This window comes from Micromonospora sp. NPDC049374 (assembly GCF_040677165.1).
Lineage (GTDB): Bacteria > Actinomycetota > Actinomycetes > Mycobacteriales > Micromonosporaceae > Micromonospora.
In genome coordinates this window covers 1-19,335 of the sequence record NZ_JBFAQH010000020.1, presented here as the reverse complement: position 1 = coordinate 19,335, position 19,335 = coordinate 1, and the positions used below count along the sequence as shown (strand labels likewise).

Genomic DNA, 19,335 nt, shown 5'->3' with positions numbered 1-19,335 from the left:
CTGTCGCTCCCCCGCCATCGACCGCAGGTGCCACCGCGCCGTCGCCCAAGGTAAGCACACCGGCACGGATGGGTCTATACCGCTTTACGGTCGGCGATGCCCGGCCATCCAGGTTGTCGCGAAGTCGACCGCATCGCGCAGATCGAGCAACCGGGTCGGTGCGCTGCCCACGAGGCCGCGACCGACCGGCAGACCGGCATCGATCGCCGCGCCGAGCGTGGAGAAATCACTCATGTCGAGCGACGGCGCGCGAAAGTCGCGCCGCTCCCGACGCCCGGCCACCAGCACATAGCAGCGGTAGGCCCGCTCCGGCGGTGGGCCCGCCGGCCGTCGTGCCTCCGGCCGGTACTCCGCCAGATGCAGGGCCGTACAGCTGGTGTAGCCCACGCCGAGCAGCAGGACCGCGGCGCCGGCGCGGTAGAGACGCCCAAGTGGCGAGCGCTCCCCGAGGTGGCAGTCCAGGTCGTGGACCGCGGTGAACTCGGCCGCGCGGCGGCCGAGGGCGGCGAACGACGTGAGTGGGTGACCACTACGGGCCGCGCGGGGCTGCTGCCGCAGGTACTCGGCGAAGATCCCCATTCCCTCGGCGGGTGCGGTCGCCGGATCGAACCCGGGTAGCCGAGCCTCGTAGGCGGCCCGGCCCGCCGCATCCAGCCCGTCGGTGGCGGCCCGGAAGGCCGGACTCGTCGGCGAGTTGCCGGCCGTCTGTGTCGGGACGACGACCGTCGCCTCCGGCCCGGCCACCCGACGCAGCGCCGCCAGCAGCGTTGCCGGGCCGCCCGCCACCGGCCCCATCCGCCGCATCGAGCAGTGCACCAACAGGTCCTGCCCGGCCCGTACGCCGAGTACGGTCAAGTCGGCGGCGAGCCGGTCGACCTCGGCGGGATCGGCGCGGCCGGAAAGGACCGCTCGGTCAACGCGGGTCATCGGACCACGAGTCCACGGTCTGGCGCATCCGCCGGACGAAGCGATGCCCGTGCTCGGTGAGCGCCCCGGTGCCGGCCAGTTCGTCGATGGCGCGCACCGTCCACCCGCGATATCGGCGGTGCCGCTGCCGGGCCAGGGCACCGGGCCGAGCCCCCCAGATGTCGGCGATGGCCAGATGTGCGTACGTGCCCTGGAGGGCACCCTCCAGCGGTCGCGGATCGTCGCGCCACGGCACGGTGAGTCGCTTCCGGTACGCCGGGTCGTACAACTGGCCCACATCCAGCACCGCGCCGAGTTTGACGTGCTGGAATTCGTGCACCAGCAGCTCCGCCAGCGGGTCGGGGGCGGCCGGCACGGTGCCGAGCGCGCCGAAGGCGTCCCGGGAGGCGGCACTGCGCAGCCGGCCGCTCGGATCCACCCGCAGCGGCGTGACGGTCCGCAGCCCGGCCCGCAGCCCCGCGATCTGACCGGGCACGGTGCGCTCGATCCTGGCCCAGGCGGCAGCCAGTGACCTCCGCCAGGACGTCAGCTGCGCCGGGTCGAGCCGGCCGGTCACCGGCCACTGGTAGCAGTCCCGGTACGGGTCGATGTCGTCGATCAGGACCGTCCAGCCGTCCAGCTCGACCTGACGTACGGGTGCCCAGCCCGCCGGGGGCGTGGCCCCGGCGGGTGGCACCGTGACGAGCGACTTCCCGGCGCGGGCGGTGAATCCGCCGCCAGCGATCGACAGGCGTGCGCTCCGTTCACCCGGCTCGTCGATGGCCTGCGCGCCGAGGCCCGGTAGATGCACCAGGCCGGAGCGCACCGGCACCTCGATGTCCGTGTCGACGCCCGCGCGGACGGCCGCGGCCGCGGCCAGCGCGCCGAGGTACGCCCAGTCAGGGGCCTCACCCGTGACCGGGGCGAGGCAGTGCCGGGCCCACCGCCGCAGGTAGGGGTGGGCGAAGGTGGCCGAGACCGCGTCGGTCGCCTCCTCGTCGAGCCGGACGATCAGCTCCCAGGCTGCGGCGAGCGGCGTGCCGGAGACCCGGTCGGCGATCTGGACCAGCAGCCCCCGCACGTAGGCGAGCTGGGCGGCGGCGAGCCGCCGCAGGCTGGCCTCCGAGCCATGGCCGGTACCGAGATCGTCCAGCAGGTCGCCGGCGGGCAGGCCGTCGAGAAGCCGGTCCCCGGCAAGGTCGGTCGGATGGGCGGCCACGCCGGTCTCCGGTGACTCACGGTTCATCGTGACGATCAGCTTCTTCAGGTCGGCGCAGTAGACCGACGGATTGTCGAACCCGCCGGCAGCGGAGTAACGGTGCGCCCGCAGCCCACCGCCGCACTGGCCGACGACGGAACAGTCCCGGCAGGTCTGGCAGAGCACGGCCAGGCCGCGCCGGCTGCGGGCGAACTCCGGATGTGCGGTCACGACGTTCGCCGAGTGGTCGAAGACGTCCAAACCTGTCCCGGCCGCACCGTCGAACGCGGTCTTCATCGAGTCGGCCAGTTCCCAGGCGCCGTCGGTCTCGATCACCGCGAGACCCGACGGATCGAGCCCGACGGCCTCGGTGCCGCTCCGCCCGCCGGCGGCGGTGGCCAGCAGCGAGTCGAACAGTCGGATGTCGACCGGCCGGCCGTCGCGGACCCACTGTCGGTAGATGGGTAGCAGCCAGTCCGCGTACGAGGTGACACCGTCGGGTCGCGGCGGCGGATCGGCCCAGGTCGCGTGTGGAAGCAGGAAGTCGATCCGGGGCGGCGCCTCGGCCAGCAGCGCCCGGTAGACCCCGACGGGGTCGTTGCGCACGTCGATTGTGCAGAGAATGCCCGCGTAGCAGCGGCGATACTCCGGCCGACGGAGCAGGGCCAACGCCTGCCGTACCTGCGCGTGGCTGCTGGCCCCGTTGGCGAAGCGTCGGTGCCGGTCGTTCGCCGAGGCGTCACCGTCCAGCGAGATGCCGACCCGCACGCCGTGCTCCACGAACAGGTCGCACAGTTGCGCAGTGAGCAGCACCCCGTTGGACTGCATCCGGAGGTCCAGTTCGGCGACCGGCTCGATGGCGGCACGCAGGCGGGTCAGCACCATCGCCAACCCGGTCACCCCCAGCAGCAGCGGTTCGCCGCCGTGCAACACCAGATGAACCCGGCGCAGCCCGTGCTCTCGGGCATGCTCGGCGATGCGGACGGCGGCGGCCGCCACGGTTTCCGGGGCGATCTCCCGCGGCCGGGCCCGCCAACTCTGGTCGGCGTGTTCATAGACGTAGCAGTGGTCGCAGGCCAGGTCACATCGGCTGTGCACCTTGAGGACGTACTGGTCCAGTGGAAGCGGCCACGGATCAGATTCGCCTGGCGTGGTGGACACCAGGCATCAGATCGCCGATTGGAACGCCGCCACATCGACCGCCTCGACGCGGTCGCGGTCCTCGACGATCCGGCGTACGAGGGGCCGGACCTGCTCGGTGGAGAGCTGACGGAGTGGGGTGCGCAGAAGGACAGTGAGATCGGTTGACGCCTGCTGGGCCTCGACGGGTGCGGCATGGGCCACGGGTGACTCCCCTCAATGCCGGTGCCTGCGGGACGGATCAGTCGACGGAGCGACGAACGTCACTCCAATTAGTAGCATAGAGACGACCCGCCGTGATGTCCCGTGGCAGCGACGAGCCCCGGTCGATCGTTGCTGATCGCCCGGGGCTCGTCGGGTGAGTGTCGGATCAGGCGAGGTCGAACCGGTCCAGTTCCATCACCTTGGTCCAGGCCGCCACGAAGTCGGCCACGAACTTGCCGCGGGCGTCGTCGCTGGCGTAGACCTCGGCCAACGCCCGGAGCTGGGAGTTGGAGCCGAAGATGAGGTCGACCGCGGTCGCGGTCCACTTCACCTGCTCGGTGGCCACGTCACGGATCTCGTACACGTGCTCGTCGGACTCCGACGCCTTCCAGCGGGTGCCCGGGGAGAGCAGGTTGCGGAAGAAGTCGTTGGTGAGCACGCCGGGCCGGTCGGTGAGCACGCCGTGCCGGCTGCCGCCGACGTTGGCGCCGAGGGAACGCAGGCCACCCACGAGCGCGGTCATCTCGGGCGCGGTCAGGTTGAGCATGTACGCCCGGTCGATCAGCAGCACCTCCGGCTGGGTCTTCTCGCCAGCACGCAGGTAGTTGCGGAACCCGTCGGCACGCGGCTCCATGACCCGGAACGACTCGATGTCGGTCTGCTCCTGGCTGGCGTCGGTGCGGCCCGGGTGGAACGGGACGGTGATCTCGACACCGGCGTCCCGGGCGGCCTTCTCGACGGCGGCCGAACCGGCCAGCACGATCAGGTCGGCGAGGGAGATCTTGGCCCCGCCCGCCGAGTTGAACTCCCGCTGGATGCCTTCCAGGGTGCTCAGCACCGTCGCGAGCTGCTCGGGCTGGTTGACCTCCCAGCTGCGCTGCGGTTCGAGGCGGATCCGGGCGCCGTTGGCACCACCGCGCTTGTCGGTGTACCGGAAGCTCGCGGCCGAGGCCCAGGCGGTGGAGACCAGTTGGGCGGTGGTGAGGCCGGACTCCAGGACCTTCGCCTTCAGCGCCGCGATGTCGGCGTCACCGACCAGCTCGTGGTCGACGGCCGGCACCGGGTCCTGCCACAGCTGGGGCTCCGGCACCCACGGTCCGAGGAACCGGCTGACCGGACCCATGTCGCGGTGCAGCAGCTTGAACCACGCCTTGGCGAAGGCCAGGGCGAACTCGTCCGGGTTCTCCAGGAACCGACGGGAGATCTTCTCGTACGTCGGGTCGACGCGCAGCGACAGGTCGGTCGTGAGCATCGTGGGCTTGTGCTTCTTCGACGGGTCGTGGGCGTCCGGGATGATCGCCTCGGCGTCCTTGGCGACCCACTGCTTGGCACCGCCGGGGCTGGTGGTGAGTTCCCACTCGTAGCCGAAGAGGATCTCGAAGAAGCGGTTGCTCCACTGCGTCGGCCGGTCGGTCCAGGTGACCTCGAGGCCGCTGGTGATGGTGTCGGCGCCCTTGCCGCTGCCGTACGTGCTCAGCCAGCCCAGGCCCTGCGCCTCCAGCGGCGCGCCCTCGGGCTCCGGGCCCACGTGGTCGTCGGCGACACCGGCACCGTGGGTCTTGCCGAAGGTGTGGCCACCGGCGATCAGCGCGACGGTCTCCTCGTCGTTCATCGCCATCCGGGCGAAGGTCTCCCGGATGAAGTGCGCCGCCGCGAGCGGGTCGGCGTTGCCGCGCGGGCCCTCGGGGTTGACGTAGATCAGGCCCATCTCGGTCGCGCCGACGCCCTGCGACATGTCCTTCTCGGAGACGTAGCGCTCGTCACCCAGCCAGGTGTCCTCCGGACCCCAGAAGATCTCCTCGGGCTCCCAGACGTCCTCGCGGCCGAAGCCGAACCCAAAGGTCTTGAAGCCCATCGACTCCAGAGCCACGTTGCCGGCGAGCACGAGCAGGTCGGCCCAGGAGATCTGCTGGCCGTACTTCTGCTTCACCGGCCACAGCAGGCGGCGTGCCTTGTCCAGGTTGGCGTTGTCCGGCCAGCTGTTGAGCGGGGCGAAGCGCTGCCCGCCGTCACCGGCGCCACCGCGACCGTCCTCGATGCGGTAGGTGCCCGCGGCGTGCCAGCTCATCCGGATCATGAGGCCGCCGTAGTGACCGAAGTCGGCCGGCCACCAGTCCTGCGAGGTGGTGAGGACCTCGACGATGTCCCGCTTGAGCGCCTCGACGTCGAGCTTGGCGAACTCCTTGGCGTAGCTGAAGTCCTCCCCCAGCGGGTTGCCCTTCGACGAGTGGGCGTGCAGCACCGAGAGGTCGAGCTGGTTGGGCCACCAGTCCCGGTTCGTACGCGGACGACCGCCGGTCTTCGGCGTCGGCGAGTCGATCGCCGGGTTCTCACTCTCGCTGCCGTGGGCGGTCACGGAGTCGTGCGCGACCGGGCAGCCGGCCGCCGCCTTGGAGTCCACGCCCTGGGCGCTGGACGGGGCGTCGTGCTCTGCGTTGCTCAATGTGCTTCCTTCCGACCTGGCGGTTCACTGGTGGTGCGTGCGGTCGCGCAGTCGGGGCAGGTGCCCCAGTAGACGACCTCCGCCTCGTCGACCACGAACCCGTGGTCGTCGGAGGCGGTGAGACAGGGGGCGTAGCCGACGGCGCAGTCCACGTCGGCGATCACGCCGCAGGAGCGGCAGACGACATGATGGTGGTTGTCCCCCACCCGGGACTCGTAGCGGGCGATCGCTCCGGTGGGCTGGATGCGCCGGACCAGACCGGCGTCGGTGAGTGCCCGCAGCACATCGTAGATCGCCTGGTGGGACACGGTGGGATGATCGGCACGGACCAGCCGGATCACGGTGTCGGTGTCGACGTGCGGGTGGTCGCGAAGCGCCGCGAGTACCGCCAACCGGGGTCGGGTCACGCGCAACGAGACCGCCCGCAGCTGCGCCTCGAAGTCGGCCGTCATGCCCACGAACCTACTCGACTCTTCTGGAATGAATCAAGTTTTCGCGGGATCAGGTGTTCGTGTCGCCGGTGTCCCCACCCTCGTCCGCAGGCGCTGACGTGGCGGAGGTCACCGAGGCGGTGGGTGATGTCTGTTCGGGGGTCGGAGCTGCGGTTTCGGGTGGGTCCGTGGCCGGCGGTGAGGTCGGGCCCGGCGGCGGGGACGGCGTCGGTGGACGCGAGGTCGTCGCCGGGCTCGACGTCGCCGACGGGCTGGGCGTGGGGCTGGTGGTCGCCGACGGGCTGGACGTGGGGCTGGTGGTGGTCGACGGGCTCGGCGAGTCCGACGGACCGGACGCGGTCGGCGTCGAGCTGGTCGGCGTACCAGACGGCGTCGCCGATGGTGCGCCGGACGGCTGGACGTCGGGTCGACCCGATCCGCCCCCGCCGCCGCTCGGCGAGAGGTGGTCCCCGTCGGGCGTACCCGACCGGCCCCGGGAAGGCCCCTCCGTCGACGCCGACGGCTCGGCCGACGCGGAGGCCAGGACCGATGTCCGTACGTGCGTGTCGGCATGCTCGCAGGCGACACCCGCCAGGCTGAACCGCTCCGGTGTCTCGTGCCCGCCGGATTCGACGCGGCCGTGCAGGGTCGCCGTCACGCCCGTGCCCGGTTCCGACGGCTCGGCCAGCCGCAGGGTCACCCGCTGCTCGTCGTGCGTCCAGGCAGCGCCCCGCACGTCGAGGAGGTGTTGGCTGGCCGGCAGGGTGAAGGTCAGCGCCGGTTGCCCGGCTGAGGGTTGCCCGGTCCCCGTCACCCTGATCTGCGCCATGAAGTGACCGTCGGCCGCCTGCTGGGCCCGGTACTGCACGGCGCAGCCGGTCTCGGTGGCCTGCGGATCGGCCGAGCCCTCGTTGGCGGTGACCAGTCCCGGCAGGATCCCGGCCAGCGCTGCCGCCGCTGCGGCAGGCGCGGCGAACAGCAGCCCGCGACGCCGCGCGGCGCCGGCCGACCGCCGGGCCCGGCCGTCGGCCGGCCTGGTGGGGCCGGCGACCGCCCGGGTGGGTGCGGCGACCGGGTTGGGCGCGGAATCCGGTGCCGGCCGCAGGGTCACGGTCACTCCGGCCAGTGCCTCGGCGAGTTCGGCCGCGCCGGGACGCCGATCCGGATCGGTCGCCAGGCACCGACCGATCAGGTACGCGTGGGAGGCGGACAGCCCCTCGACGCTGGGGACGGACACCGGTTCGTGCGGGGACCGCTGGGGAGCCTGACCGGTGAGGCACTCGGCGAGGACGACGCCGAGGGCGAACACGTCACCCGCCGGTACCGCCTCCGCTCCGGCGGTCAACTCCGGCGGCAGATAGCTCGGGGTGCCCCACACCTGCCCGTCCGGCTCCGCCGGGTCGTCACCCGCGCCGGCCGCGATACCGAAGTCGACCACCTTCACGCCGCTGTCGGTGAGCATGATGTTGCCGGGCTTGACGTCCCGGTGCACGATGTCCTGCTCGTGCGCGGCGGCGAGTGCCGCCGCCACCTGCTGACCGATCCGCAGCGCCTCGTCTGCAGGCAGCGGGCCGGCGGCACGGAGACGGGCGGCCAACGTCGATCCGGCGACGAACTCCATCACCAGGAACGGGGTGGGTGTGCGGGTCAGGTGCCGTTGCTCGCCGTAGTCGTAGACCCGGGCGACGCCAGGGTGGTCCAGCCGGGCGGCGGCCAGCGCCTCGCGGCGGATGCGGTCGCGGGCCGCAGGGTCGCCCAGCAGCGGTGCCGACAGCAGCTTCACCGCGACGGTACGCTGCAACCGCAGATCGTAGCCGCGCCAGACGGTGGCCATGCCGCCCCGGCCGACCGGTTCGTCGAGCCGGTAACGCCGCTGCAGACAACGCACGAGCCACAACCTCCCGCTCCGGTCGCGCACCCCCGGCGGGGTGTCCCGTCGGCGGATCGCGTCGGTCACCGCCCTGGTCGACTATCGCGCTACCCCCGGCCGGAGGCGGGAAAACCCCTGGTCAACCAGTTGGTAAGCCTCGATTCGTGATGTCACGCGACCGTCACACGTTCGCGCGGCACTCGTCATCCCGCAGGGCATCTCTGGGAAAAGGCCCTGTCTCGAGGAGGCGACGACATGCGCAACCGACCTCTTGCCCGCTGGACCACGCGACATGTGCGCGCTGCCGGCGACCTCGCAGTCCATCCGGTCGTGCGGGGCGGCCGAGGAGGTGCCGTTCCGCACGGCGTCCGGCACGCGGCGGTCGCCACCGCGCTGGCGGCCGTACTGGCCGTCACCGGCTGCGCCCGCGAGCCGGTGGCGGAACCGCCACCTCCGTCCACCGGCACCAGCCCGCCGGACACTCTGGCGCGGGTCGAGGTCGGTGCCGCGCTGACCGTGACCGCGGCGGTGGACCGGATCATCGACGAGCGCGCGATCATCGTACGAGACATCGACCTGACCGAAGGAACCCTGCTCGTGCTGACCCGGCAGGCGGTGGAGGCGGCCCCGCCGCAGTTGCTCAGCGTGGAAGGGACCGTGGTCCGCTTCTCGTACCGCAGCCTCGCGGCCCGCCACGACCTGACCGACCCGGCGGCCTACCGCCCGTTCGAAGGACAGAAGGCACTGGTAGCCAGTCAGGTTACCGTGTGGCGGTGACGGGATCCGCGCAGGCGGCCGCACCGCGGTACTACGGCTTGCGGGCGACCAACCCGACGAAGGTGTGGTAGGTGTCGCTCTGCTCCGGTGCGGTCTCCTCCGGGTCCGGTCGCCACGCGGCCACCGGCACCAGGCCCGGTTCCAGCACCTCCAGGCCCTCGACGAAGGAGAGGATCTCCTCGTCGGTACGCCAACGACCGGTGCCGAGGGACTCGTTGAAGATGCGCTCGACCTCACGCGCCTTCCGGGAGGCATCCGGGTGCCGGTCCCCGGGATCACGGAAGTGGGAGATCGCGACGTAGCTGCCCGACGGCAGGGCGTCGATCAGCCTCGCCGCCACCGCCTTCGGGTCCTCGTCGTCCGTGAGGTGGTGCAGAATCGCGAAGAGCAACAGCCCGACGGGGCGGTCGAAGTCCAGGAACCGACGGACCTCCGGGTGTTCCAGGATGGCCTCCGGCGACCGGATATCGGCCTGGACCACCGTCGCGGTTCCGGCGTCGGCCAGCAGCGCCCGACCGTGCGCCAGCACGATCGGATCGTTGTCGACGTAGACCACCCGTGCCTGCGGATCGTGGCGCAGGGCCACCTGGTGCACATTGCCCTGAGTGGGCAGACCGGAACCGAGATCGAGGAACTGGCCGATGCCCTGCTCGGTGAGGAAGCGCACCGCCCGACGCAGGAAGGCCCGATTCGCCTGGCCCGCCTGCGGGCCGTCCGGCGTGATCCTGAGCGCGTGCTCGGCGACGGCGCGGTCCACCGCGAAGTTGTCCTTGCCGCCGAGCATGAAGTCGTACACCCGCGCGATGCTCGGCACGCTCATGTCGACCCCGGACGGTGCCACCTCTTCATTCGCCACAGTTCGTCTCCTCGTCCACACCGGATCACAGTCGGTCGAACCGCTCGGGCCGAGCGCCGGACCGAGTGTAGCCAAGCGCCCAAGCGTGTTCGGTCGGCGTCGCCGCCGCACCGTGATCGACATTCTGCGGCAGACACCGCCGACCATCCTAAGTGGTATGTCTGCCGGCACGCTCACGCCGGTCCACCTCAGCCTTGACCTGTACCGCGGTGTGCCGAACATCCGGCGACCGACGCATGGTGCGGATCTGGTCACCTACCGTGCTGTCGGCGCACCATCTCGGCGATCCAGGTGGGCGCGTACGGGGAGGTACAGCCCGGAGAGGTCGGATAGTCCTTGAGCACTCCCAGACGCTCCCCGATGTCGATCGCGCGGGCACGGTGCTCGGCGTGCGCAATCCCGATCTGCGCCAGGCAGTGGTTCATCGCCCACTGCAGACGGTCCGGCGCGTCCTTCATCTCCGCCTCGATGATGTCGAGCAGCCCGGTGAGGTCAAGCTCCTCAGGCTTCGCGGCCACCCGGTCGGTGGTCAACGCCCAGCCGGCGCTGGCCACCACAGGATCCGGATCGACGAACCACGTCTGGCGCAGCTCCTCGCAGTGCGGGCTCTTCCGCACCACGTAGTTCACCAGCCAGTCGTGCACCTTGGGTCGCCGCGCCTGGCGCAGCATGGTGTCCAACTGGCCGCGCTCGAACGCCTTCGGACGGCAGATCAGGATCGCCAGGAGTCGCGCCGCGGTGTCGCCCGTCTGCCACAGCTGCCACGCGAGGTCCTGCTGCGTCTTCAGCCGCTTCGCGACGGCGCGCAGCTTGCTGAGGTTCACACCGTGGTCGTCACCTTGCCTCTCGTTCACCTTGCGCGTCCTCGGGTCCGCAAGCTCGGCCAGCTCCGCCATCACCTGCGCCACCGTCGTCCCGGTCAACGTCGTCTCGGCCACCTCGACCCCCTGTTCGTCACTCGCCACGGAAGCGTACGACGAAGTGCACCGTGGGTGACTGCCCGCGTCCGGGTGCCGGATCGCGGGTGTCGAAGCCTGTCGGTGGGCGGTGCCAGAATGCCGCGCAACCGATCGTGGGAGGTTTCATGGGTGCCTGGGACAGCGGACCGTTCGACAACGACACCGCCGCCGACTGGTGTGGCGACCTCGATAAGGCCGACGCCACCCAGCGTCCGGCGCTGGTCCGCAAGGCCCTGAACGAGGCCGCCGTCGAGCAGGACTACCTCGACGCCGACATCGCCTGCGAGGCGATTGCCGCGGCCGCGATCGTGGCCGCGCACCTGCCCGGTGGGCAACCCATCAGCTCACCGTACGCGCCGGAGGTCCTCCGCGACGGTGGCCGACTCGACCTGCCCGCCGACCTGCCCGCGCTGGCCGCGAGCGCGCTCGACCGGATCATGTCCGCGAATTCCGAATGGCACGACCTGTGGCAGGAGGCATTCGCCGATGACGACAACCGGGCCTTCGACACCGTCCGTGAGCTGCGCCGGACACTGACGGCCTGATCCGGGACGGGTGGGTCTGCGGTCGACTAAATCACGGCTCGATGAGGTAGGACGGGGGCCTCTCGGGAATCCGTGCGATCCGTGCTCACCTGGGCAGGGATGCCACCCAGGTGAGCACGCGCTCGACGTCCGCGCGGGTCCAACCGATCGCGGGATCGATCGACACGAGCAAGGTCGGTACCGAACGGGCAGCGGCCCACCGCTGGCCGACGGCGGTGTGGTTGTCATCGAGCCACGCTGCCGGTCGATCGGCGGCCACGGCATCCACGGCCGGCACCTTGAGTTCAGGATCGAACGGCACCGGTGGGAAGCCGACCACCGGCAGCGGCCCGACGCCGAGCAGCGGCAGGTAGAGCTCGTTGGCGTCCTCGCCCCAACCCGTCGCCCACCACAGCTCCCCGGCGACGGCCAGTTCCCGGATCCAGTCGGCATGCGCCACGCAGTAGCGCTGCGGGTCTTCCCCGTCGAAGAGGACACGTTCCTGGTAGCCGTCAGGGCAGGTCGGTGCCGCGAAGGGATTCAGTACGCCGTCGAGGTCCAGGAAGATGACGGGTACGTCGGGCCGTCCCGCGCGGTGGGGATTCAACGGACGCACAAGGTCGGCAGGGACCCTAGGACGCCTGCCGGACGGGCATGTCGGCCCGCCAGACCTCGGCCAGGTCGCTGAGGGGGACATCGAGGGCTTGGCTGAGGCAGACCACGGTGCCGAACGCCGGCGCGGGTAGCCGGCCCGCCTCGATCTTGCGCAGCGTCTCGGGGGAGATGCCGGCTGCCAGGGCCACGTCGACGAGGCTGCGGCCGGCCCGGGCGGCCCGCAGGGCGGCTCCGAGGCGCTGGCCCGCGGCGATCTGTTCGGCGGTCAGTGGTTGGCGAACCATGCCAGCAGGATATCCCCTCCCGAGCAGCCCCAGCGCGACGTGGTATAAAAATACCGCAGGGAAGAGGGAGGCTTTCATGATCGAGCTCAAGTCGGCCGAGGAAATCGATCGGATGGCGGTGACCGGCCAGTTCGTCGGCGAGTTGCTGGCCGAGCTGAGCGGTGTCGCCGCGGTCGGCGTCAACCTGATGGACCTTGAGCACCATGCGCGCCGCCGCATCAACGAACGCGGTGCCGAGTCCTGCTACTGGGATTACGCCCCCTCGTTCGGCCGTGGTCCGTTCCGCAACGTGCTCTGCCTGTCGGTCAACGACGCGGTGCTGCACGGTCTCCCCCACGACTACGTCCTGCGGGACGGCGACCTGCTCAGCATCGACATGGCGGTCGGCATCGACGGCTGGGTCGCCGACTCCGCGCTCTCCGTCATCGTCGGCACCCCCGACCCGGCCGACCTGAGGCTGATCGAGGCCACCGAGGTCGCACTGGAAGCCGCCATAACGGCCGCCCAGCCCGGCGGCCGCCTGGGCGATGTCTCCGCCGCGATCGGCGAGGTCGCCCACTCCTACGGCTATCGGGTCAACGCCGAGTTCGGCGGTCACGGCATCGGTCGCACCATGCACGAGGCCCCGCACGTGGCCAACAGCGGCCTCCCCCGTCGCGGCCTGAAACTCGACCCCGGCCTGACCATCGCCATCGAGCCCTGGCTCTGCCGGTCCACCGACAAAATCAGGTACGACAAGGACGGCTGGACGATCCGGTCGGCCGACGGTTCCCGCACCGCCCATTCGGAGCACACGGTCGCCGTCACGGACTCCGGCCCCCGGGTCCTGACCCGCCGTCCCGCCCACGGCGCCGGCCCCGCCGATCCCGCCGAGAAGTCCGCCTCCCACTCCTGACCGGCGCAACCCGGTGCGGTCGGCCGGACCGCCGTCTCACCGGCTGTCGCCCACCCGCAGGGCCGCCAGCCAGGCATGTCCCGGATGTACCCGCCCCAGCAGCCGGGACAGCGTGTCGCGTTGGGTACGGGTCAGCAGTGAAACGACACCGTCGAAGTCCGCCTGATCCTTGGGGCGTACGTGCTTGGCCTTGAAGAGGAGGACCAGCTCAGGGCGCAGGTACGGAATCCGGTCCGGGCCGCGCCGGATGATCTCGGGATAGGGCAGCCGGATCGTCGCGTCTCGCCGGCAGATCCACACCTCGCCGTCGTGTGGCTCACGCATGACGTCAAGCAGGTAACGTCCCGTTGCCGGCTCGCGCAGCCACGTCTGTCGGGTGGCGCTGAGCACCTGCGGCGTCGCCGCTTCCCAGATCCGCCCCGCACCGACGGCGTCGAAGGTGAAGTCGGCAAAGTGTTCGCGGATGCTCGGGAACGCTCCGGCTGGCACACCGATCTCGATGTCGTGGTGCTCGCGGGTCTGCTCGCCACGGAACAGGTCCAGGGCCCAGCCGCCCGCGACGTACCAGGGCACGGCGGTCCCGGCCAGGCGCCGTGCTACCTCTTGCGGTGTCCAGCAGGCGGCCCAGCGGGCCTCGATCTCGTCGAGCGACACCTCGACGCCGCCGTCCGGTAGTTGGCCTGCCACTCACCGACGATATCCCTGTCGACATTCGACCCACCGTCCGCAGCCGTGCGGCCTGGGCCGGCAGGAACCGGTCGACGCCCGCCCGGTGGGTTATCGGGGCGTCAGCACACCGAACTCGTTGCCGTCGGGATCGGCCAGCATGACCGTGCCGTCCTCGCCGACCTCGAGCCGCGTGGCGCCGAGGGACACCAGCCGGTCGACCTCCGACCGCCGAGCACCGTGGGCGGGTGGAGCAAGGTCGAAGCGCTGCCGGTTCCTTCCCTGCTTCGGTGCCACGGGCGGACCACCCCAGGCGACCTTCGTGCCGCCACGCGGTGACTGCACGGCGGTCTCCTGGTCCTGATCCCACACGAGCGGCCAACGCAGCGCCGCGCTCCAGAACAGGCCGACCTCCCGGGTGCCGTCGCAGGCGATCTCACCGAGAAATCCGCAACCGGCGAGGAACTTGTTGCCCGGCTCGATCACGCAGAACTCGTTACCTTCGGGGTCGGCCAGCACGATGTGCCCCTCCTCCGGGCGCTGCCCGAGGTCGATGTGGCCGGCGCCGAGGGCGAGCGCCCTGGCCGCGGTCTGCTGCTGGTCGGCCAGGCTGGCGCTGGTGAGATGCAGGTGCAAGCGGTTCTCCCCCACCCGCTCCGCGCGACTCGCCACGAACCGGAGGCCGAGCTGCGTGTCCGTGCCCGGGAGAAACGCGCCGCCGGCGTCGTGGACGACCTCCCGGCCGAGCAGCCCGGCCCAGAACTGCGCCAGCCGCAGCGGCCCGCTCGCATCGAAACAGACCGCTGTCAGCTGACACGTCACTGCATCCCCCGATCGTCGGCTGACCGCACTCGCCAGCGCGCCATTCGTCGCCCGTCCGGGTGCAGCGTAAGAAAGCGTGGTGCCGGGCACAGCCGAATATTCGGCGAGCCTGCGCGATCGCCAGCGGCGATGAAAATCCGCTGGCCCGTACCACGCTTTCACCCGCCCTGCGGGTCAGCAGCCGAGACGCCTGGTGGACAGGGCGATGTCGTCGATCCAGAGGTCGAACTCGCCCGGGGTCGTGCCACCCTGGTAGAGCTGCCAACCGATCTTCACGGTGTTCACCGTCGGCAGGATGAACGGCACGTCGTTGCCGCCGTGTTCGGTGGTGGAGGCGGTCAGCTCCGGGTTCGCCACCCCGTCGATCCACACCGCGACGCGGTTGTCCGCAGGGTCGAGCTGCCACTCGAAGCACTGCCAGGTGTCCTCGACGACCGGGGCGGACTCGCGCCAGTTGGTCCAGTCGCCGGTCGGCCCGCCGTCTGCGCCGACCCCCCAGAAGATTCCGGGGACCGTGGGTGCGTACTGCCCGCCGATCGGACGGACGATCTCCGAACTGCCGGTGCCGGTCGCCTCCACGAGGGTGAAGTGCGCCCAGTCGGGGCCGGTGGGGAAGGCGTCGACGCGCAGCCGCATCCGGCCGTAGAAGCGATTGCCGGGCGCGGCGAAATCTTCGACGCGCAGGAAGGCACGTCCGTTGTCGACCGTGTGGATGTGCAACACCTGGTTGCCACGGCGGGCACGCTCCACAGTGAGCGTGCCGTTGCGTGTGTCGATGCCCCAGTCCAGGGTGCTGGCGCCGCCAGGCGGCAGGCGCTCGAAGTCCTCGCAGAAGAGCATGTGCCGGGCGCAGGAGCCTCGGTGGGAGGCACCCGCGGCGTCGGACGGGACACTGCCGACCGTGACGCCGACCATCAGGGCGGTCAACGTGGCAAGAAGGCTGCGCATGTTCTCCTCCAGGAGCTGATTCCCACCACGGCGACGTGGCAGGGCTACGGCGTCCGACGCCGGACAGGTGACGTTCCAAGGGCTACGGGCAGCGGCGGAAGACCTGGCAGCCCGGGTTGGCCGCGAAAGCCCCGATCCACCTCGCCCCCACCGCGTCACGCTTGGAAGCGTTCCCATATATAGCAGATGCTGAATTTCTTCGCGCGCCGCCGCCGAACAGGAGCCGGCACGACCGGCCACCGCCACGTTGTGTACTTTCAAGTACACACGTGCTTAAGTACACGCGAGCATCGACAACGGTGGAGGTCGAGGTGGCCGGTGAACAACCAGAGCGGGTAGGCCGCCTGCCTCGCGCTCAGCGCCGCGAGCAGATCCTGGCCGCCGCGACCGAGGCGTTCGCGCGCAACGGGTTCGCGGCCACCGGCTTGGACGAGATCGCCACCGAGGCCGGGATCACGCGAGTGATCCTCTACCGGCATTTCGACTCCAAGACCGATCTTTACCAGGCGGTCCTTGACCAGATGTGCGCCCGGCTGGAGGCTCACGTCGACGAGCCGGTCGGTGGGTTCAGCGACGCCAGCATCGACGGCCTCATCCGGGCAGCGGTCGAGTGCCCCGCCGGATTCCGACTGCTGTTTCAGCACGCCCTACGCGAGCCAGAGTTCAACGAACGCATCGAGAAGTTCCACTCCGACATCACCGTCGCCGCGTACCCGCAGATCTCGGCGGTCGTACCGGACGAGGCACTGGCGGGCTGGGCTGCGCAGCTTGCACCGGTGGTGGCCATCGAGGCCATCATCGCCTGGCTCGACGCCGGTCAGCCCGATCCCGCGAGAGCTGCCACCCGAGTCCGCAAGGCGGTCATGGGGGTGATCGGTGCCGCGGCTAACTCCGATGTGGACTGCGCCCTTCCCCATCCCGCCGAGCAGGTAGGACCATCATCATGAACAGCCCCGCCAAGAGGAATATTGCCGAGACGCCGACGGCCAAGCAGCGGCGGGTGTGGGACAGGTCCGCACCCAGCTACGACAAGCAGATCGCGTTCTTCGAGCGGGTCCAGTTCGCTGGTGGCCGCGAATGGCTGGGTGCCCGCGCGCGTGGGCGGGTGCTGGAGGTCGCCATCGGCACCGGTCGGAACCTGCCGTACTACCCCCAGGACGCGACGGTAGTGGGCGTCGATCTGAGCCCGGCGATGCTGGACATCGCGCGGCGGCGTGCCGCAGACCTCGGCCGCGCGGTCGACCTGCGCGAGGGCGACGCGGAGGAGTTGCCCTTCGCACCCGCATCGTTCGACACCGTGGTCTGCACCCTCTCACTCTGCAGCATCCCGCACCCGGCGCGGGCGATCGACGACATGAAACGCGTCCTCGTGCCCGGCGGCCGGCTGCTCCTGTTGGATCACATCGGTAGTACGTGGCCAGCGGTTCGCGCCGCGCAGTGGCTCCTTGAACGGCTCACCATACGCGCGGCCGGCGAGCACTTCACCCGCCGCCAGCTGCCACTGGTACGGGCGGCAGGGTTCACGATCGTCGAGGCCGAGCGGTCGAAGGCCGGCACCGTCGAACGCGTACACGCGGTGAGGTCCGACTGAGTAGCCGGCGTCCGCCAGAGAGTCGAGCATTACTCGCCTTAATATGAGTTAACTGATATAGATCAAATCCTATGGATTCCGGTTAGGTTGGCGGTGGCCCACCTGATCCGGCTGGCGCCCCACCGAGGCGCCCGGCAGCGGCACCGGCCAGGTCAACGGGCTGCGACACCCGCAGCACCGTCGCCCAAACCCCGAGGGCGGAGCGCGGCGGGACAACCCCGCCCCGATCGCGGCGCACCCCCGATCCGCGCCGCCGTTTCCACAGGAGGCAACTAGATGAGACGAGTCTTCACCCTCGCGGCAGCAGCGATCCTGCTGCCCGTCGGTGCCATCGCCGTCGCGGTAACCCCCGCCGCAGCGGCCCCGCTGCCCACCCCCGACACCGCCACCGCCACCGTGGCGGCCGCATCGTCGGAGATGCTCGCCGCGATGCAGCGTGACCTGGACCTGAGCCCGACCGAGGCGCGCACCCGGATCGCCCGGGACGACAAGGGAACCAGGACGGACGCCAGCCTGCGCCGGTCCCTGGGATCGTCGTACGCCGGTGGCTGGATGACCGCCGACGGCCTGGTCGTCGCCGTCACCGGAAAGGCCGCAGCCAACCGGGTCAAGGCCGCCGGTGCGCGGGCGACGATCGTCGAGCGCAGCGGCGTCGAGCTGGACCGGATCAAGGCGACCCTGGACCGGCACGCCGCCAAGGCGCCGGCCGGCGCGGTTCCCGGCTGGTACGTCGACGTCACGACCAACACCGTCGTGGTCCTCGCCAGCGGGAACACCGCTACGGCTGCGGAGTTCGTCCGCACGAGCCGCGTCGACGCCACCGCGGTCCGGGTGGTCAGCACCACCGAGGCTCCCCGAGTGCTCTACGACGTCCGTGGCGGCGACGCCTACTACATGGGCGGGCGCTGCTCGGTCGGGTTCTCGGTGACCGGTGGCTTCGTCACCGCCGGGCACTGCGGCCGCACCGGCACCGCCACCCAGGGCTACAACCAGGTGGCCCAGGGCACCTTCCGCGGCTCGTCGTTCCCGGGCAACGACTACGGCTGGGTCCAGACCAACTCGAACTGGACGCCGCAGCCGTGGGTCAACAACTACTCCGGTGGCAACGTGACGGTGGCCGGTTCCACCGAAGCCGCCGTCGGTGCGGCGGTCTGCCGCTCCGGCTCGACCACCGGCTGGCGGTGCGGCACCATCCAGGCCAAGAACCAGACCGTCAACTACGCCGAGGGCTCGGTCAGCGGGCTGACCCGCACCAACGCCTGCGCCGAGCCGGGCGACTCGGGCGGTTCGTGGCTGTCCGGCCAGCAGGCCCAGGGTGTGACCTCGGGCGGCTCCGGCAACTGCTCCTCCGGCGGGACCACCTACTTCCAGCCGGTCAACGAGATCCTCTCGGCGTACGGCCTGACGCTGCGCACCAGTGGCGGCGGCAACGAACCGCCGCCGCCCACCGGGTGCAGCGGCTACGAGTCGACCTACACCGGCAGCATCTCCTCCGGCCAGAGTCGGTACCAGCCGAACGGCAGCTACTACTACTCGTCCACCTCGGGCACCCACCGCGGCTGCCTGGACGGACCGACCGGCGTGGACTTCGACCTCTACCTGCAGAAGTGGAGCGGATCGGCCTGGGTCGACGTGGCCGGCTCCTACAGCGCCGGGCCGGATGAGTCGCTGACCTACAACGGCACGGCGGGCTACTACCGCTTCGAGGTGCACGCGTACAGCGGCTCCGGCAGCTACTCGCTGGGCATCACCAACCCCTGACCCTTCGACGACCCGGCGGTGGGGTGCGGATCGATCCGCACCCCGCCGCTTGGCGTGCCCACCGGTGACCGGTCGAGGCCCTGATCCGACACCCGCGGCGCGTGCTCTGGTTCTGTTCGACCAGCGGCCGGCGGACACGCCGGAGGCGTACCGAAATCCGGCTGGCCGCGCGATCGGGACGGGCCTCCGACGGTCTGGCGTTCGTGACCGGACTGGGCGGACTTCTGATGACGGCCGGAGGGCAGGCGCGGCGCAGATCGCGATGCCCGGCGACACCGGGCCAGGTCAAAGCCGGCAGGACGAGAATTGGTCCGGACACCATGTCGGGTCCGGACCAATCCCCAGAGTCGGTCAGCGTTGCAGGGTCAGTACTCCTGGGCGGTAGGGCAGGAGGCCGTAGTCGCCGCCGGAGTTGGGGGAGCGGCCTTGGTAGAGCAGTTGCAGG

The 19,335-nt window shown here is 70.7% G+C and carries 19 protein-coding genes; 7 read left to right on the top strand and 12 right to left on the bottom strand.

The window, feature by feature from the left end; translation table 11 throughout:
• Positions 1-84: 84 nt before the first annotated feature.
• A complete protein-coding gene (locus tag AB0J93_RS26385; protein ID WP_363925015.1) occupies positions 85-927 on the bottom strand; it encodes an AAC(3) family N-acetyltransferase in 843 nt (280 codons plus the stop codon).
• Positions 914-3,265 carry an FxsB family cyclophane-forming radical SAM/SPASM peptide maturase gene (locus AB0J93_RS26380; RefSeq protein ID WP_363925014.1) on the bottom strand — a complete coding sequence of 784 codons (2,352 nt, stop codon included), beginning with the start codon at positions 3,263-3,265 and terminating at the stop codon, positions 914-916. Before AB0J93_RS26380 ends, AB0J93_RS26385 begins: the two co-directional genes overlap by 14 nt.
• A gap of 18 nt (positions 3,266-3,283) precedes the next feature.
• Between AB0J93_RS26380 and AB0J93_RS26375 the strand changes: the two genes are divergently transcribed.
• Positions 3,284-3,412 (top strand): hypothetical protein, encoded by a 129-nt coding sequence (locus tag AB0J93_RS26375; RefSeq protein ID WP_363925013.1) that lies wholly within the window; start codon positions 3,284-3,286, stop codon positions 3,410-3,412.
• A 202-nt stretch (positions 3,413-3,614) separates the two neighbouring features.
• On the opposite strand, the gene katG is transcribed toward AB0J93_RS26375, so the two are convergent.
• Genes katG through AB0J93_RS26360 form a run of 3 tightly spaced genes read right to left on the bottom strand, consistent with a single transcriptional unit; the run spans position 3,615 to position 8,210 of the window.
• Complete coding sequence (katG, locus tag AB0J93_RS26370) at positions 3,615-5,891, bottom strand: catalase/peroxidase HPI (RefSeq protein WP_363925012.1); 2,277 nt, start codon at positions 5,889-5,891, stop codon at positions 3,615-3,617.
• Complete coding sequence (locus AB0J93_RS26365; RefSeq protein WP_093407101.1) at positions 5,888-6,343, bottom strand: Fur family transcriptional regulator; 456 nt, start codon at positions 6,341-6,343, stop codon at positions 5,888-5,890. Before AB0J93_RS26365 ends, katG begins: the two co-directional genes overlap by 4 nt.
• Before the next feature lie 49 nt (positions 6,344-6,392).
• Positions 6,393-8,210, bottom strand: coding sequence for a serine/threonine-protein kinase (locus AB0J93_RS26360; RefSeq protein ID WP_363925011.1), 1,818 nt, complete (start codon positions 8,208-8,210; stop codon positions 6,393-6,395).
• Between the two features lie 237 nt (positions 8,211-8,447).
• Here AB0J93_RS26360 and AB0J93_RS26355 point away from each other — a divergent pair, with 237 nt between their 5' ends.
• The gene (locus AB0J93_RS26355) at positions 8,448-8,969 is read left to right on the top strand and encodes a hypothetical protein (RefSeq protein ID WP_363925010.1); all 522 of its coding nucleotides are present in this window, start codon (positions 8,448-8,450) and stop codon (positions 8,967-8,969) included.
• A 31-nt stretch (positions 8,970-9,000) separates the two neighbouring features.
• On the opposite strand, the gene AB0J93_RS26350 is transcribed toward AB0J93_RS26355, so the two are convergent.
• Positions 9,001-9,825 (bottom strand): SAM-dependent methyltransferase, encoded by an 825-nt coding sequence (locus AB0J93_RS26350; RefSeq protein ID WP_363925009.1) that lies wholly within the window; start codon positions 9,823-9,825, stop codon positions 9,001-9,003.
• Between the two features lie 251 nt (positions 9,826-10,076).
• Positions 10,077-10,763 carry a DNA alkylation repair protein gene (locus tag AB0J93_RS26345; RefSeq protein ID WP_363925008.1) on the bottom strand — a complete coding sequence of 229 codons (687 nt, stop codon included), beginning with the start codon at positions 10,761-10,763 and terminating at the stop codon, positions 10,077-10,079.
• 146 nt (positions 10,764-10,909) lie between these two features.
• On the opposite strand from AB0J93_RS26345, the gene AB0J93_RS26340 reads away from it, so the two are divergent.
• Positions 10,910-11,329, top strand: coding sequence for a DUF4259 domain-containing protein (locus tag AB0J93_RS26340; RefSeq protein WP_363925007.1), 420 nt, complete (start codon positions 10,910-10,912; stop codon positions 11,327-11,329).
• 85 nt (positions 11,330-11,414) lie between these two features.
• On the opposite strand, the gene AB0J93_RS26335 is transcribed toward AB0J93_RS26340, so the two are convergent.
• Positions 11,415-11,915 carry a hypothetical protein gene (locus AB0J93_RS26335; protein WP_363925006.1) on the bottom strand — a complete coding sequence of 167 codons (501 nt, stop codon included), beginning with the start codon at positions 11,913-11,915 and terminating at the stop codon, positions 11,415-11,417.
• Between the two features lie 25 nt (positions 11,916-11,940).
• Positions 11,941-12,207, bottom strand: a complete 267-nt coding sequence (locus tag AB0J93_RS26330) for a helix-turn-helix transcriptional regulator (RefSeq protein WP_363925005.1) — start codon at positions 12,205-12,207, stop codon at positions 11,941-11,943.
• Positions 12,208-12,283: 76 nt separating this feature from the next.
• Between AB0J93_RS26330 and map the strand changes: the two genes are divergently transcribed.
• The gene (gene map / locus AB0J93_RS26325) at positions 12,284-13,102 is read left to right on the top strand and encodes a type I methionyl aminopeptidase (protein ID WP_363925004.1); all 819 of its coding nucleotides are present in this window, start codon (positions 12,284-12,286) and stop codon (positions 13,100-13,102) included.
• A gap of 36 nt (positions 13,103-13,138) precedes the next feature.
• Here the strand turns inward: map and AB0J93_RS26320 are convergent, their stop codons facing one another.
• The 3 genes from AB0J93_RS26320 to AB0J93_RS26310 all read right to left on the bottom strand — a co-directional run bounded on the left by AB0J93_RS26320 (position 13,139) and on the right by AB0J93_RS26310 (position 15,538).
• Entirely contained in the window at positions 13,139-13,789 is a 651-nt protein-coding gene (locus AB0J93_RS26320; RefSeq protein WP_363925003.1) for a hypothetical protein, read from the bottom strand.
• Between the two features lie 90 nt (positions 13,790-13,879).
• Entirely contained in the window at positions 13,880-14,590 is a 711-nt protein-coding gene (locus tag AB0J93_RS26315; protein ID WP_363925002.1) for a VOC family protein, read from the bottom strand.
• A 174-nt stretch (positions 14,591-14,764) separates the two neighbouring features.
• Complete coding sequence (locus AB0J93_RS26310) at positions 14,765-15,538, bottom strand: hypothetical protein (RefSeq protein WP_363925001.1); 774 nt, start codon at positions 15,536-15,538, stop codon at positions 14,765-14,767.
• A 299-nt stretch (positions 15,539-15,837) separates the two neighbouring features.
• On the opposite strand from AB0J93_RS26310, the gene AB0J93_RS26305 reads away from it, so the two are divergent.
• The 3 genes from AB0J93_RS26305 to AB0J93_RS26295 all read left to right on the top strand — a co-directional run bounded on the left by AB0J93_RS26305 (position 15,838) and on the right by AB0J93_RS26295 (position 18,890).
• Positions 15,838-16,485 carry a TetR/AcrR family transcriptional regulator gene (locus AB0J93_RS26305; protein ID WP_363925000.1) on the top strand — a complete coding sequence of 216 codons (648 nt, stop codon included), beginning with the start codon at positions 15,838-15,840 and terminating at the stop codon, positions 16,483-16,485.
• Positions 16,482-17,129 (top strand): methyltransferase domain-containing protein, encoded by a 648-nt coding sequence (locus AB0J93_RS26300; RefSeq protein WP_363924999.1) that lies wholly within the window; start codon positions 16,482-16,484, stop codon positions 17,127-17,129. The genes AB0J93_RS26305 and AB0J93_RS26300 overlap by 4 nt, the downstream gene beginning before the upstream one ends.
• A gap of 276 nt (positions 17,130-17,405) precedes the next feature.
• Positions 17,406-18,890, top strand: coding sequence for a S1 family peptidase (locus tag AB0J93_RS26295; protein ID WP_363924998.1), 1,485 nt, complete (start codon positions 17,406-17,408; stop codon positions 18,888-18,890).
• Positions 18,891-19,335 lie beyond the last annotated feature (445 nt).

Coding starts and splice junctions, on each gene's coding strand:
- AB0J93_RS26310 (WP_363925001.1), bottom strand. CDS start 15,538: ATGCGCAGCCTTCTTGCCACGTTGACCGCCCTGATGGTCGGCGTCACG.
- AB0J93_RS26355 (WP_363925010.1), top strand. CDS start 8,448: ATGCGCAACCGACCTCTTGCCCGCTGGACCACGCGACATGTGCGCGCT.
- AB0J93_RS26385 (WP_363925015.1), bottom strand. CDS start 927: ATGACCCGCGTTGACCGAGCGGTCCTTTCCGGCCGCGCCGATCCCGCC.
- AB0J93_RS26340 (WP_363925007.1), top strand. CDS start 10,910: ATGGGTGCCTGGGACAGCGGACCGTTCGACAACGACACCGCCGCCGAC.
- AB0J93_RS26295 (WP_363924998.1), top strand. CDS start 17,406: ATGAGACGAGTCTTCACCCTCGCGGCAGCAGCGATCCTGCTGCCCGTC.
- AB0J93_RS26330 (WP_363925005.1), bottom strand. CDS start 12,207: ATGGTTCGCCAACCACTGACCGCCGAACAGATCGCCGCGGGCCAGCGC.
- AB0J93_RS26365 (WP_093407101.1), bottom strand. CDS start 6,343: ATGACGGCCGACTTCGAGGCGCAGCTGCGGGCGGTCTCGTTGCGCGTG.
- AB0J93_RS26300 (WP_363924999.1), top strand. CDS start 16,482: ATGAACAGCCCCGCCAAGAGGAATATTGCCGAGACGCCGACGGCCAAG.
- map (WP_363925004.1), top strand. CDS start 12,284: ATGATCGAGCTCAAGTCGGCCGAGGAAATCGATCGGATGGCGGTGACC.